The organism is Bacillus sp. FSL R9-9410 (genome assembly GCF_038050385.1).
GTDB lineage: Bacteria > Bacillota > Bacilli > Bacillales > Bacillaceae_G > Bacillus_A > Bacillus_A cereus_U.
Window position 1 is genome coordinate 2,899,497 of sequence record NZ_JBBOTV010000001.1, and the last position, 15,451, is coordinate 2,914,947.

Below are 15,451 nucleotides of genomic sequence, written 5' to 3' on the forward strand. Positions count from 1 at the left end.
TTTGAGATGATTAAAATAGAGAACATTCTCACCGTGGTTCATGTACTAACCACCTCTCTCAAATTTTATTGCTACAGTACTTACTTATCGTTATAAAACATTCCATAATTTTTCGTATGTGCTTAGTATGAATAAAACTGTATGAATTTTCTATTTTATTGCAATTTCCACATTCACACAGTGAATATATTACATGAAAATATTATTCATTTTAAACTAATTAACGTATGAAAGTATGAAATTTCGTTTTGTTTTCATGTAAGTTTTGTACTGTAAGGTCATTTAAACACAGCTATTTATATAACGTAAAGAAGTATTTTCATTCCCTTTATTTTCAAGCTCTCATGTCCTTATTCCAAAATAAAATTCGATTCACTTCCCTGATTAAAATATCCATATATCACAACAGAAAACACTAATTACTCACAATGAACAAAATTATATTGATATAATTTTCTAGGCGGATATGCAATTATGCATAGCGTATACACAAAAAGGATAGCTTCACTTTCGTGAAACTATCCTTAAAAAATCTTCTTACTTTTTCAAATGATATGGAACTGTCGTAATAACAACATTTCTTTTATAGAGTAAATATGCACGTATTAGTAAACTAGATTGATTATGAAGAATGTTATGCCAGCCTTTTTTCGGAATAAACTGTGGTATAACGACCGTAACTCGGTAATTTGATTCACTCGCTTTATATTGCACTGTGTCAATAAATTTTGTAAGCGGCTGAATAATGCTTCTATAATGAGAATGTAATGTAACAAGCCTTACTTCAGGTTGCCACTTCTCCCATTTCTCTTCAAATTTCTTTTCCTCTTCTCTGTCAAAAGCAACATATACAGCGATAACTTGATCTGCAGAAAGAGCCTTAGCATAGTTCAATGAATTTTCTACTACATGAGTCATACCAGCTACAGGAACGACAATTACATTCCCCTCAATCGGAACAAGTGGTTCACAAGTTTTTAAACTTAATTGATCTCCCACTGCATCATAGTGCTTCTTAATTCGATGGAACAAGAAGATAATGAAAGGTAAGAAAATAAGGATTGACCAAACTTGTGCGAATTTAGTTAAAAAGAACATACTCATTACGATAAAACTAATAACTGCACCAATTAAATTAATCGATAAACGTAAAATCCACCCTTCAGGCTTTTCACGAAGCCATTTTAGTACCATTCCAGTTTGAGAAAGTGTAAACGGAATAAATACCCCTACTGCATATAGTGGAATCAAGTGTTCTGTTTTCCCCTGAAAAGCTACAATTAAAATAATCGAAGAAATCCCAAGTATAATAATACCGTTTGAATAACCTAGGCGGTCTCCTCTAATCGTAAACATTCTCGGTATGAACTTATCTTTCGCAAGATTAACTGCTAATAACGGAAATGCAGAATAACCTGTGTTAGCCGCAAGAATTAATATTAAAGCTGTTGTACCTTGTATGAAATAGTACATGAAATTACGTCCAAATGTTTGTTCAGCTATTTGAGATACGACTGTTACTTCCTTACTCGGTGTAACTCCGTAATAATATGCTAAAAAGACAATTCCTGTGAATAAAACAGCAAGTAACGCACCCATCGCAAGCAATGTTTTTGCTGCATTGTTTGGAGCAGGATCTTTAAAATTCGGAATAGCATTCGAAATTGCCTCAACACCTGTTAATGCAGAACTTCCTGAAGCAAATGCTCTTAACAGTAAAAACAAACTAATTCCCGCAACTGGTGTTCCAATTGGTGAATGTAACGTCGGTGAAACTTGACCAGTCAAAATATTATATATTCCTACACCAATTAATATAAATAAAGCTAGAACAAATAAATAAACCGGATATGCTAAAACGGAAGCTGATTCCGTTACGCCTCTTAAATTTAAGATGGTAATCAATATGACAAATATAATCGCAATGATTACATTATGTGCATGTAAGCTAGGAAAAGCAGATGTGAGCGCATCTGTACCCGCAGATACACTTACTGCAACAGTTAAAATATAGTCTACTAATAAAGATCCACCAGCTATTAAGCCTGGATTCATCCCTAAGTTTTCTTTTGATACAACATATGCGCCCCCACCATGAGGGTAAGCAAAAATAATTTGACGATAAGATAAAATAAGAGCTGTCAATAATACTAATACCCCAACAGCTATCGGAATGGAATACCAATAAGCTACTGCTCCAAGACCTGCTAGTGCAATTAATATTTGTTCTGGACCATATGCAACCGATGACAATGCGTCAGAAGATAAAATTGCTAGCGCCTTCGTTTTATTAAGCTTTTGCTCTCCTAACTCAGTTGATTTTAATGGCCTTCCAATTAAAAATCTTTTGATAGATGAAACCAACGCTGTCCACTCTCCAATAATTTTGCACGAATTTTTCTGCTAATTACAGCGGATAAACTATTTCTTCAGAAAACAAAAAATGTCTACAAGCCATAACGAAATAGACTTGTAGACATTATTTTTTTTGTCGCACAAGCTCCACCTTCCTTCTCAATATAACGCTTACGAGGTTAGCTGTCGGATTCGGGCCTTTGAGTAGCCCTACCTTTTTCAAGGATTCACCCCATTGAATTATGCACTAATTCATTAAAACGGGTCCCCCGCACCATGCGGTTTCAGCGATTTAGAAAATTGAAACTGTGGATTATAATACTCCTTTATTTTCAAAATGTAAACAAAAATTTTTAAAAAGAAAAATTTTAAAATGATTGCGCATAATCCGCCAATAAATATACATAATGAATACTAAAAAATCCATAAAGGAGACCCATATGTCTAAAAAGAAGAAGCCACTTTTTTCCGACTCATATTTAGATGCAGTAGCAAATGAAATTAATCAGCTATATGGTAAACGTGAACAGGTAATAAATTTGACAGAAAGAATTAAAAGAAACAAATAATTTGTCATACACAAATAAAAAAGATAGCAATACACTTATATATTGCTATCTTTTTTATTTTTTCATACATCTAATTCTATTATGGATTTGTTAAAGCTTGTTTCTTCATACACCTTCAAATTTTGATATACCGCTCCTAGTAATGGTGCTTCTATTGAAAATTGCTCTGCTAAATCCAGTAAGTATCCTTGTAAATGCTTTCCTTCAATAAACGAACCTTTTTCCATATCACGCTGCATCGAGGACTTCATATCATAAGAAATTTTATCAATTGTTTTCATATGTTCCTCAACAATATTATCCTTAACTGGAGCTCCTAGTGCCCTCATAATTTGCACAGATTCCTCAAATAAATTTCGGATAAATTCACGGCCACCTTCACTTTCACGAATTGGTCCTATCGGTGCACGCATTAATGTTGTAACGCCTGACATGACAGTAATAAATAAATATTTATGCCACATATCTTGCGTACTATTTTCACTTAAAACAAAACTAGCTTTCGTATTTGCAAATGCTTTAGAAATACGCTCTATTCTCTCTGAATTTTGACGTTTAATTTCCCCAAATACAAGTCTGTTTGCAGCACTAGTTTGTACAATTTCTCCTTGATCGTTTAATGTCGTCTCGATAAAGCACAAACCGCCCATTACTTTTTCCACACCGAATTCCTTTTGTAATAGTGATAAATGAGCGATACCATTTAACAGTGGGATTATTATAGTATCTTTTCCTACGAAAGGCTTCAAATCTATGATCGCCTCATTTAAATGATACGCCTTTGTTGAAAATAAAATCACATCAAATGGAGAAGTTCTATCTTCTTTCGTTATCAATTTCGGTTGAAATGAAAAATCTCCATTAACACTACGAATAACAAGGCCTTTTTCCTCTAATTGCTGTTTTCTTTTGCTGCGAACGAGAAATGTAACATCTTCTCCCTTTTCTACTAATCGGCCACCGAAAAATCCGCCAACGCCCCCAGCTCCTAATACTAAAATACGCATACAACATACCCCTTTTCCTAACACAATTATACTAATTTTAGTATACATAACATTATACACTTCCCCTGTTAAATAAGCTGAATTTTCATTCTTAACCTAATGAACAAGAGAGGTTATTTTCAAGAAAAATTGGGCATGTTGTTTCTATAGCTTATACGGAAAGGAAACAATGTAAATGGAGGCAATACAAACAATCGAGGAAAAAGATGTAACAACAGCTATATTTCAATTTATATTCCCGTTTTCGTTTAAAACTGGATATGAACAAAATATGTTCCCTTTCTTACAAAAAAATGATTTCCGACCTTTTCGACTCGATCATCTTGAAGATGAAAATACATATTATGGTAAATTTCAAGTTTCACATCAAAATATGGAAGCATACTATCTTTCCTTTACAAATAAAATTCTCTTTCCTCATTCAGAACATCAAAAAGGATTACAGCGCTATTCTAAAGACCTTAATTTAAATGGACATTTAACAACTAACCTTATTTCCGTTCCATTCAAGATACATTCTATTGATGTAACACTTTGTCCTTATGAGCTTGGCTTTTTAACAATTCGGACAGAAATAAAAACCGCTCCAAACATGACATTATCAGAAGCGATTGAATTCGCGGCTCGCTTCCGTGTACTTGAAACTAAAAGTGATACGACTGAGACTATTTGTATTGAATGTGATGGAAAAAAATATTCACAAGTAGAAAAACTTATATTCGGTGATTTATTTCATGGTTTAACAGACTTCTTTGAGAACAAGAGATTGCGGAGTTCTTACTTTCAAACATTCCCTTTCTTTGAAGACCAGCGAATGTACGTTCAAACTTTATTATCCATAAACAAAGAGTCAGACCTTCATATAGTCGATGTATATCGAGCTTCCAGTCTTTCCGGATTATCAGATGATGGTAAGCCATATATTAGTGCAAATAATGTTCCTTATATTCACGATTATTTAACAAAACATTCTTATCAAAGATGGGCTCCTAACCGTTACTTTATCATGGAAGAACATATTTTCACATGTATTACAAATGAAGGTGAACAAGCAGTCACTAAACTTGCTAGTCAAATGTACGGGGAGTTTTATTACGCTTTATTATTAAATTTATTTCATAAAGTTGTTTTATTAAAGATGGCAAACGCCTATGCTGAATTAAATATTGAACAAGATACAAATGAGATAGAGAAATTAATTTATTCAATAAATTCGTTTACAGCTAATTATTTTTCTTTAGAATTAGTATCCCAATCACAAAGTGAAGATATTTTCTTTCGTCTAAGAAAACTTTTTAACATTGAAGTACTGTACACGAACGCGAAACAAAATCTCGATAGTTTATTTAAATATCAAGAAAATGTTGCTTCAAAAAAAGATAACCTCTTATTATTAATTTTAACGCTCTACTCTGTTGTAGGCCAAATGTTAGGGTTTACTATGATTGATCTTTTAAGAAACACCGATTCAAACAAAATATCATCGCCTTTTGAATTTTTTGCTCTATTAATAGCGATTAGCGGCATAGTCATTTCACTTATTTTAGGTACACAAAGTTTATACCAATGGAGTGTACAACATAAACGAAGAAAAGCATGGGTAAAACAAACTGTACTTTCTGCTGTGAAAGAGAAGGATAGTACAAAGTAAATAAAAAACAGATGGCAGCACGATGCTACCATCTGTTTTCTATTATGCTTACTTCCCTGCTTCGATTTTTTCTAATGTAGCAGCTACTTGCTCTTCTGTTAATTCGTGTTGCACGATATAACGATTACGTGGGTGTACACGACATTCATGAGAACATGCACGTAAATGTTTTGCTTCACTTTCTTCAGAACATAAAATTTTCTTGTTACATTCTGGATTTGCACAGTTTACATAGCGCTCACAAGGTTCACCTGTAAAATGATCTTTACCAACGATTACGTGCTCTTTTTGGTTTACTGGTACAGAGATACGCTCATCGAACACGTAACATTGTCCGTCCCAAAGCTCACCTTGTACTTCTGGGTCTTTTCCGTACGTTACAATACCGCCGTGAAGCTGACCTACATCTTCGTAACCTTCACGAACTAACCAACCAGAAAACTTCTCACAACGAATTCCGCCTGTACAGTACGTTAAAATCTTTTTGCCTTCAAGTGTTTCTTTGTTTTCTCTAATCCAATCTGGCAACTCACGGAATGATTCAATATCCGGTTTAATCGCACCTTTAAAGTGACCTAGATCAAACTCATAATCATTTCGTGCATCAATGATAACTGTATCTTCTTGTTTCATTGCTTCATAAAAATCTTTTGGTTCTAAATAATTTCCAGTTATTTCTTTCGGATTAATGTCGTCTTCTAAACGAAGTGTAACTAACTCTGAACGAGGGCGTACGTGCATTTTCTTAAATGCATGTTCATCTGCCTCATCAATTTTAAACACGATTCCAGCAAAACGCGGATCATTATTCATTGCTTCCACGTATTTATCTGTTTGCTCAACAGTTCCAGAACAAGTTCCGTTAATTCCTTCTGTTGCTACAAGAATTCTTCCTTTTAATTCAAGTGAATTACAAAACTCTAAATGCTCTACAGCAAATTCTTCTGGGTTTTCAATTGTTGTGTACATGTAATATAGTAATACTCTATATGGTTTTGTAGTTGCCAATGTATTTCTACCACCTATCTAAATTTTAAAATCATGTATAAGTTAACGTTCATATCAAAACATATATAATAAGAAAATATATACAAAATTGTACGTAGCCTATTTTCTTCTATTTACAATTTTTTCTAAAAGTTAACAAAAATAAAAACAAGATTACAGAACAAAACACTACGGTTAGGTTGTAATCCCAATATATTATATATCATACAATTTCATTTCCATCAATTAATATGCTGTAATATAGGCTGTATGTTCACAAAAATTTCAAAAACAGCCCTATAATTTATTATCTTCCCCCTTATTCAGCAACCATAAACTTCCAAAATATTTTTGCATCGTCACACCATCCATTGCACACAGTCATATAATTTGCATTAAGGAAACTTTTATGTTCAAATGAAATTGCCACATCATATATCTAAATGTATTGAAATAATGAGTAAGAATAAATACAATAATTTCATCAAGTTAAGATTTCAAAGGGGAAAACTACTATGAATAAAGATATAACAAAAGATAAACAAGTCCCTTCTCAAAGTACAACAGTTCAATCCGCCCATTTAGTGTTAAGCGGACAAACAAAAGGCTTTAAAAGACTGTTACCATTCTTAGGACCTGCTTTTATCGCATCAGTTGCTTATATTGATCCTGGGAACTTCGCGACAAATATCGCGGCTGGGTCACAATATGGGTATTTATTACTTTGGGTAATACTCGCTTCTAATTTAATGGCTGTATTAATTCAAACTTTATCAGCCAAATTAGGAATCGCTACTGGGAGAAATCTTCCTGAAGTAGCTCGCGAAAACTTCCCCAAACCAGTTTCCATTGGTTTATGGATACAAGGGGAACTCGTTATTATGGCTACAGATTTAGCTGAATTTATCGGAGCAGCACTCGGCTTATACTTACTATTTGGAATTCCGATGTTACCAGCTGCTTTAATTACAGCGGTTGGATCATTTATTATTCTTGAATTTCAACGCAGAGGCTTTCGTCCATTAGAAGCTATTATTACAGGAATGATTTTTATCGTTGTTATCGCTTTTGGTGTCCAAGTCTTTTACGCAAAACCGGAATTAGGCCCTCTTCTTTCAGGACTATTTACTCCAAAATTCCAAGGTGTGGATAGCATCTTATTAGCAGCTGGAATTTTAGGTGCGACAGTAATGCCGCACGCGATATATTTACATTCGGCCCTAACGCAGCGCCGCGTAGTCGGAACAAATGATGAACAAAAGAAAAAGATTTTCCGCTTCGAATTCATCGATATTATTATTGCAATGGTTATCGCTGGAGCAATTAATGCAAGTATGTTAATTGTAGCAGCTGCACTATTCTTTAAAAACGGCTTGCACGTTGAAGACCTTGATGTTGCTTTTAACCAGTTCAGTAATTTAGTCGGTCCTGTATCGGCTGCATTATTTGGGATTGGACTTTTATCAGCAGGTTTATCTAGTTCTTCTGTTGGTACGATGTCTGGTGATATTATTATGCAAGGATTCATTCGAATGCATATTCCGTTATACTTACGCCGATTTATTACAATGATTCCGCCTCTCGTTATTATCGCTTTAGGTGTAAATCCAACTTACGCTCTCGTTATGAGTCAAGTTGTCTTATCGTTCGGTATTGCCTTTGCATTAGTACCACTTATTATGTTTACAAGTAATAAGAAGATTATGGGCGCACTCGTCAACCATCGCATTACAACATTTATCGCGTGGTTAATCGCTGCACTTATTATCGTTTTAAATATTTTCTTACTGTATCAAACATTTGTAGGGTAATGAAGAAGGGTATTCCAAATTTGATTTGGAATACCCTTTTTGGATGAAATGATTTCCTTCTACTTACCATTTATGTATGCCCCTCTTTCTGGCATTATCGCACCTTTTTCAGTTCGAAAATAAAGTGGTAATCCTTCCGAAAGAAATATGCTCACCTTAGATGGATCCTGCCTTTGATGATGAATATGTAAATGCGGCTCACTTGAACTTCCTGAGTTACCGACTTGGGCAAGAAATTCTCCTTCATTTACATGTTCGCCTTCCCTCACTTTAATTGATCCTTTCTTTAAATGGGCAAGAAACAAAAATGTACCTGTTTCATCCAGTCGTAAATAAATATGATTTCCCGCCATCGATTGAAAATCATCCGATCCCGGAACTAAATCTATTTCATCATTTTTAATTGATACAACTGTCCCAGAAGCTGGTGCCATTACTTTCGCTCCATATATTCCATAATCCTCTAACTTACTACTTTTCACTTCAGCAGGTGGAATGAGAATATCGTATGCCCATCGTTCATTTGGTTTTATAACGTGATAGTTCGTTTCTAATTTATCGCCGCCCCAACCTATCAATGCTCGTTCATTCAAAGGAAAACGAACGACTACTTTAGGACTCATAGACTGTACATCTACTGGGTATGCAATTCTCCCAATGTTAGCGAACCACCCCACGGGCCAAGCTCCAATGGTAGAAAACAGAACTATTAATAGTAGCGTTCCATCTATCCGCTTTCTAAAAATGCCTTTCCAAACAAACATTACTGCTGAGCCTATTAAGAGAAAAACTGAAATTACACTAAAAGCCTGTATAATCCACCAAACAAAGACTGGTGTAACGCCATTACCTAAATAAACTAAACTCCAACTTATAATTAAAAAAGCAACTATAATCGCTAATAAAAATCTCTTCCACATGCTGTATCCCTACTCTCCTATCTTTGTTCCCCATGATACGAAGTAAAAATTACGACATATGAAAGAAATACTTACGACTTTCTTACATTTCTTTATACTGCGGTAAAACGATAGTGAAAACAGTTTCTTTATCGTTACTACGAACAGTGATATCTCCTTTATGAAGTTCTGCTATACTTCTCGCAATTGCAAGTCCCATCCCTTTTCCACCCGTATGAGCGCTACGTGATTTTTCACCACGATAAAACTTCTCAAAAACGTAAGTAAGGTTCTCATCCGGAATGCATTGTCCAAAATTTTTAATTTCTATTTCAACGTTCAAGTCTCTTTTAGAAACTTGGATTAAAATCTCCTTTCCGTCTTTCCCGTACATAATACTATTACTAATTACATTTTCGAATAGCCTCACCATAAGCGCTACATCCATTTCCACATGTAACTCCTTATCACCTTTAATACAAAAGCTCATATCGGCATCATCTAGCTGTGGTACAAAATCAATCATGATTTGTTCAATGAACGCTTTCATATTTACTACACTTTTATGTAATTCGATCTCTCTGTAATTTATTTGGCAATATTCTAATAAATCATCTACTTGATTTTTTAATTCATAGCTTTTTCACTTTAATACACTTACATATTGTTCGCATTCTTCTACATTTGAATGAAGTTTATTTCCTAATAGGTCAGTATAACCGATTAGAGATGTTACAGGCGTTCGTAAGTCATGAGAAATATTACTAATCATTTCATTTTTCATTTCCTGTGATCTTTTTTCATTCTCAATGGACTCTTTTAGACTTTTCGCCATTCTATTAACATTCGTCGCTACTTCTCCAATCTCGTCATTTTTTGAAATAGGTATATGTATTTCAAAATTACCATTACTTATTTCTTTCACACTTTGGTTAATCTCATTCAATCTTTTTATAGTTGTTTTTGTCAGTAATGCAAAATATATAGTCGTTAAAAGAAGAAAAGCTATAAAATAAAGAAATGAATATCTTTCCTCTAGCGCAGCAACATCACCATATACAAGTCCTAATAAACTTTGAACTAATATGATACTTACCATAGCTAATAAAATACTACATATAAACGCGATAAAGAATTTAGCTCTAATTCCTTGTAATGTTTTAATCTCCAATTTTATACCCGACTCCCCAAACATTTTGAATAAACTTCGGTTCTTTTGAACTCTCTTCAATTTTATTTCTCAATCTCGCAATATGAACCATTACTGTGTTATTACTTTCATGTGCCCTTTCCTTCCAAACACTTTCATATATTTCTTCAATAGTAAAAACACGATTCCTTGCAACTGCCATTAGGTACAAAATATCATATTCGGTTTTTGTAAGATTAATTGTGTCTCCATATAGCGTTACAGTTCTCGACACTTCATCTATTTCTAAACCTCTAATGCTTATTTTCTTTTCCATTTCTTGAACAGTATTTTGATTGAAATATGTATACCTTCTTAATTGCGCTTTCACTCTTGCTATAAATTCAATAGTACTAAATGGCTTCACAATATAATCATCTGCCCCAGTACTAAATCCAATTACTTTATCTATATCTGATGATTTAGCGCTTAAAAACATAATTGGTAAACTATATTTCTCTCTTATCCTTCTACACAATTCAATCCCATCCATTTGAGGCATCATAACATCAAGGATAGCAAGTTGAATATCATTATTATTCAATATCTCTAACGCCTCTTCTCCGTTGTCAGCACTATAAATAGTAAAACCTTCTTGCTCTAAATTTACGTTAATGAATCGAATAATATCTCGATCATCATCTACAATTAAAATTGAGTTTTTCTCCATATCTAAACCTCTTTTTTAAATATATTCCACAATCAATTTTAACATAAATTAAAATCACCCTTACCCCTTGAATAATCTTTATTTTCAGATTAAATTATATAATAACAAATACATTCTAGTTTCATATGAACAGGAGTGAAGGCATGTTTCCTATATTAAAAACTGAGCGACTTATTTTACGAGAACTTACTGAAGAAGATGCACCGGGTATATTACATTGCTTTTCGAATACCGATGTCCTGCGCCATTATGGTCAAAAGCCATTACAAAATTTGGATCAAGTAAAACAAATCCTTAATAATTTTAAGTTGAGTTACAACGCAAGAAGCGGTATTAAATGGGGCATCGAATTAAAAGACAAGAAAGAGCTCATTGGAACAATTGGTTTTCACGATTGGTCTTCTGAGCATAAACGAGCAAATATAAGTTATGCCTTTCTCCCTGAACACTGGGGAAATGGATATGCCACTGAAGCGGTTTCTGAAGTTATATCATATGGTTTCCACACGCTACATTTAAAACGAATCGGTGCAATTGTCTTTCTTGAAAACGAAGCGTCAAATAAAGTGCTTTTAAAATTAGGATTTGAAAAAGAAGGTGTTCTGAAAAATTATATGTATCAAGATGATATTCCATATGATACGAATTTTTATTCTTTATTAAAATCGGTTTAATAGAAATTATATAAAAAAGAAACCTCACTCTTAAAAGTAAGGTTTCTTTTTTTATATAAATAATTTTACTTATTATCAATATAAGCATTCTTATAAGTATAAACGCCACCAAATTGATGCTTTTCAATTCCTTTTACATAATCCTTTTGTACATAAGCTGAACCAATATGGTAAAGCGGTGCTACCGCAGCGTCCTCTAATAGAATACGCTCAGCCTCTTGCAGAGTTTCCCACCTTTTCTTCTGATCTAGTACTAGGTCACTTTTAGCTTTTTTTATTAGTTCATCGTAGTGAAGGTTAGAATAATTCATTTTATTATTCGGATTACCCGTCGTAAATAACTCTAAATAACTAATGGGGTCTTTATAGTCAGGTCCCCAATTTGCCATAGATATATCGTAATCGCCTGTTTGTTCTAATTGTAATTTTTGCTTAAATGGCTGTTGTTTAATTTGTATCGTTAATCCTTGCAAATTCTTTTCTAAATCACCTTTTATATATTCCGCCATAAGTTTTGCGTTATCTTGTTCAAACGTTAAGAACTCCAGTGTTACCTGTTCTATCCCAAGTTCTTTTTTCGCTTCTTCCCAAATCTCTTTCGCTTTTTGTAAATCATATAGAGAAATATCTCCGTTTTCTTTTCTAAAATCTTTACCAGTCTCTTCATTTATATGACCAACTGGTACAAGTCCACTTGCAGATTTTGCCCCATTATTAATAAAGTGATCAACGAAATCTTCTTTATTTAACGCTAATGAGATAGACTGACGCACTTTCTTATTTGCTAACGCATTATTTTTTTCATTAAAACGTAGCATTGCAATTCCAGGATCGCTCGACATACGTAATTGCTTATTCCCTTTATACTTGTCTACAAATTGAGAATTAATTGGTACTCGATCCAAATCGCCAGCTTCATATAAATTTACCGCTGTCATTGTATCCTTCACAATTTGAAAGTTTATTTCATCTAATTCCACTTTCTTTTTATCCCAATATGAACCATTTTTCTTCAATTGAAATTCTTGTTCATGCTTCCATGTCTCTAACACGAATGGACCATTATATATGAGATTATTAGGTTCAAGCCCGTAATTTTTCCCTTGTTCTTTCAAAAATGACTCATGCTGTGGTAAGTATATAGGTAGCGCTAGCAACTGTAAAAAATACGGAATTGGCTGCTCTAGTTCAACTTCTAGCTTATAATCATCTATTATCTTTACACCAAGTTCATCGAGAGGAATTGTTCCCTTGTTTATTTCTTTCGCATTTTTTATATAAAACAGCATGTATGCATATTGAGACGCTGTTTCATGACTTACCGCCCGTCTCCACGCAAACATAAAATCATTTGCTGTTACTGAGTCTCCATTTGACCACTTTGCATCTTTACGCAAATCAAATGTATATTTTTTACCATCTTCACTTCTTTCAAACGACTTTGCTACTGCTGGAATAGGATGATCCTGTTCATCTAGCACATACAATCCTTCAAATATGTTTTGCATAACGTGCGCTGATGTACCATCCATCGTTTTTGCAGTATCAAGAGAAGGAATTTCTTCTGATACTGTTACATTTAACACTTGTTTTTTAGCTTCTGCATCACTTTTATTCACTTTATTATTACAAGCTGTTAAAAATAAAGATGTAACAAGTGCCATTACCATTAAATGGCTCTTTTTTCGCTTCATGAATTGTTCTCCTTAAAAATAAGATATTATAAATCGTTATATATTATAGCAGAAATACTAACAGAAAGATGCGACATTCTTTTGAATATTTATTCGTTCAAGAAAAAAAGCTATCCTTTTAAAAAAGGATAGCTTTCTCAACTTGTATATAATTACCTATCTTTGTAAACCTCGTTTATAACGACCTGCTTCGAATATAATACGCTCTTCATCTAATGTTTTACATTCACCATTCCAAACAACACGTTTACCGTTAATAATTACATCGCTTATATCTTTTCCACTAGCAGCATACACAAGATGTGATAATACTTCATCTGCTGGTTGTAAATGCGGCTTATTAGATGGATCAATCGTAATAAAGTCGGCACACTTTCCAACCTCAAGTGATCCCGTTTGTTTCATCCCAATTACTTCCGCTGCTCCTTTCGTTGCAAGAGAAAGAGCTGTTTCAACTGGTAATGCTGTTGCATCTTGATGAATACCTTTTTGTAATAATGTTGCTATGCGCATTTCTTCAAACATATCTAAATTATTATTAGACGCAACACTATCCGTTGCAATTCCTACTTTAATTCCTGCTTCTAGCATCGCTTTTACATTCGCTATACCAGAACCTAGTTTTAAATTACTATTAGGATTATGAGCTACTCGAACATCATGTTCTGCTAAAAATGCACGCTCATTTTCATTTAATACCACACCATGCGCAATAACTGTTGGGCGTTTAAACAATCCGCAACTTGCCGCATATTCTACTGGACGTTTTCCGTACTGTTCTTCAATATCACGTACTTCACGATCTGTTTCAGAAAGATGAATATGAACCATAGTTTGATTTTCTACTGCAATACGAGCACACTCTTCTAACAGTTCTGTGGAACATGTATATGGACTATGTGGTGCAACCATCGTAGTTAACATACCACTTTCGTTATAGTAACGCTTCACATATTTCTCAGCTTCTTCAATTGCTTTCTTTTCATCGTCTTTCGTTCCGAAGCTAAATAAAGTTCTTGAAACAGCAGCACGCATTCCACTCCTTGATACCGTTTCCATAATTGCATCTTGGTCTACTCCAATAGGATTAAACATATCAGAGAATGATGTTGTACCACTTTTCACCATTTCAAGTAATCCTAATTCCGTGCTAGCGACCGCAAGCTCTGGCGTAAACTGACTTTCAAGTGGCCAAATTCTCGTCTCAAGCCATGGCTGCAATAACATATCATCTCCGATACCTCTCAAAAGGCTCATAACAACATGTGTATGTGTATTGACAAGCCCTGGTAAAACCCACTTTCCTTTCATGTCAATTACTTCATCTACTTCAAAATCGTTAGCGAATTCTCCGCTATTTATATCTATAATTTGATCATTTTCTACAATGATATATCCATTTTCTATCACTTCATTTTGTTCATTCATCGTTGCAATTGTAGCGTTTACATAAGTTGTTTTCAAAAGTATTTCCCCTTTCAACTCTATGAAGTTCCCTTTAATTAGTTACCACCATTATAGTAACTTATTGAAGATTAAGAGTCAAAAGATAATTTTAATTCTTTCGTTGTCTTTTCCTTCAAAATGCTATATTGTTTTTCATTTGTATCTGCAAATGCTTCTTCACGGCTCGACTTCATGTCCATATAGTTTAATGTTTCATGAAATTGGGTCCTAGTAAAATCATACCTTTTCCCATCTACTTTATTGTAGAAATGCCATACTTCACCTATCTTCGTCTTTATTATCTCTCCCCCGCACAATTCTTGGACAATAAGGGCCGTTACACCACATTGTCCCTTTGCTGGGCTTTCGCTCGTCCACTTAGAACTCATTTCTATTGACCAAGATTTTCTTAATGCTTCATATAGTTGTTTAATCTTTATGCTATCCATATTCAGCATCTCCTGACATTAGCAATTTCACACATCATATTATAAAAGCG

Annotated in this window: 12 protein-coding genes, 1 pseudogene and 1 riboswitch; of the genes and pseudogenes, 4 read left to right on the forward strand and 9 right to left on the reverse strand. The window is 33.9% G+C overall.

Annotated elements, in window-relative coordinates; translation table 11 throughout:
* Positions 1–537: 537 nt before the first annotated feature.
* Positions 538–2,364, reverse strand: coding sequence for an APC family permease (locus MKX77_RS15070; RefSeq protein ID WP_215555977.1), 1,827 nt, complete (start codon positions 2,362–2,364; stop codon positions 538–540).
* 144 nt (positions 2,365–2,508) lie between these two features.
* Positions 2,509–2,655: riboswitch (cyclic di-AMP (ydaO/yuaA leader) on the reverse strand.
* 140 nt (positions 2,656–2,795) lie between these two features.
* On the opposite strand from MKX77_RS15070, the gene MKX77_RS15075 reads away from it, so the two are divergent.
* Positions 2,796–2,924, forward strand: a complete 129-nt coding sequence (locus MKX77_RS15075) for a hypothetical protein (RefSeq protein ID WP_341307101.1) — start codon at positions 2,796–2,798, stop codon at positions 2,922–2,924.
* 62 nt (positions 2,925–2,986) lie between these two features.
* On the opposite strand, the gene panE is transcribed toward MKX77_RS15075, so the two are convergent.
* Entirely contained in the window at positions 2,987–3,931 is a 945-nt protein-coding gene (gene panE / locus MKX77_RS15080; protein WP_341307102.1) for a 2-dehydropantoate 2-reductase, read from the reverse strand.
* 175 nt (positions 3,932–4,106) lie between these two features.
* Here panE and MKX77_RS15085 point away from each other — a divergent pair, with 175 nt between their 5' ends.
* Positions 4,107–5,582, forward strand: a complete 1,476-nt coding sequence (locus MKX77_RS15085) for a hypothetical protein (RefSeq protein ID WP_341307103.1) — start codon at positions 4,107–4,109, stop codon at positions 5,580–5,582.
* A gap of 48 nt (positions 5,583–5,630) precedes the next feature.
* Here the strand turns inward: MKX77_RS15085 and trhO are convergent, their stop codons facing one another.
* Positions 5,631–6,590: an oxygen-dependent tRNA uridine(34) hydroxylase TrhO gene (gene trhO / locus MKX77_RS15090; RefSeq protein WP_341307104.1), complete on the reverse strand. Its 960-nt coding sequence runs from the start codon at positions 6,588–6,590 to the stop codon at positions 5,631–5,633.
* Between the two features lie 494 nt (positions 6,591–7,084).
* On the opposite strand from trhO, the gene MKX77_RS15095 reads away from it, so the two are divergent.
* The gene (locus MKX77_RS15095; RefSeq protein WP_341307105.1) at positions 7,085–8,380 is read left to right on the forward strand and encodes an Nramp family divalent metal transporter; all 1,296 of its coding nucleotides are present in this window, start codon (positions 7,085–7,087) and stop codon (positions 8,378–8,380) included.
* 59 nt (positions 8,381–8,439) lie between these two features.
* On the opposite strand, the gene MKX77_RS15100 is transcribed toward MKX77_RS15095, so the two are convergent.
* From MKX77_RS15100 to MKX77_RS15110, 3 genes and pseudogenes are all read right to left on the reverse strand, one after another.
* Positions 8,440–9,300: a M23 family metallopeptidase gene (locus MKX77_RS15100; RefSeq protein ID WP_341307106.1), complete on the reverse strand. Its 861-nt coding sequence runs from the start codon at positions 9,298–9,300 to the stop codon at positions 8,440–8,442.
* A gap of 82 nt (positions 9,301–9,382) precedes the next feature.
* A pseudogene (locus MKX77_RS15105) lies at positions 9,383–10,474 on the reverse strand (sensor histidine kinase).
* A complete protein-coding gene (locus MKX77_RS15110) occupies positions 10,440–11,138 on the reverse strand; it encodes a response regulator transcription factor (protein ID WP_341307107.1) in 699 nt (232 codons plus the stop codon). Before MKX77_RS15110 ends, MKX77_RS15105 begins: the two are co-directional and overlap by 35 nt.
* Before the next feature lie 143 nt (positions 11,139–11,281).
* Between MKX77_RS15110 and MKX77_RS15115 the strand changes: the two genes are divergently transcribed.
* Entirely contained in the window at positions 11,282–11,812 is a 531-nt protein-coding gene (locus tag MKX77_RS15115) for a GNAT family N-acetyltransferase (RefSeq protein ID WP_341307108.1), read from the forward strand.
* Positions 11,813–11,877: 65 nt separating this feature from the next.
* Here MKX77_RS15115 and MKX77_RS15120 read toward each other — a convergent pair whose 3' ends face one another.
* The 3 genes from MKX77_RS15120 to MKX77_RS15130 form a co-directional block, all read right to left on the reverse strand.
* A complete protein-coding gene (locus tag MKX77_RS15120) occupies positions 11,878–13,506 on the reverse strand; it encodes a peptide ABC transporter substrate-binding protein (protein ID WP_341307109.1) in 1,629 nt (542 codons plus the stop codon).
* A gap of 156 nt (positions 13,507–13,662) precedes the next feature.
* Positions 13,663–14,988 carry a bifunctional S-methyl-5'-thioadenosine deaminase/S-adenosylhomocysteine deaminase gene (locus tag MKX77_RS15125; RefSeq protein ID WP_341307110.1) on the reverse strand — a complete coding sequence of 442 codons (1,326 nt, stop codon included), beginning with the start codon at positions 14,986–14,988 and terminating at the stop codon, positions 13,663–13,665.
* A gap of 53 nt (positions 14,989–15,041) precedes the next feature.
* The gene (locus MKX77_RS15130) at positions 15,042–15,401 is read right to left on the reverse strand and encodes a YunG family protein (RefSeq protein WP_341307111.1); all 360 of its coding nucleotides are present in this window, start codon (positions 15,399–15,401) and stop codon (positions 15,042–15,044) included.
* Between the last annotated feature and the right edge of the window lie 50 nt (positions 15,402–15,451).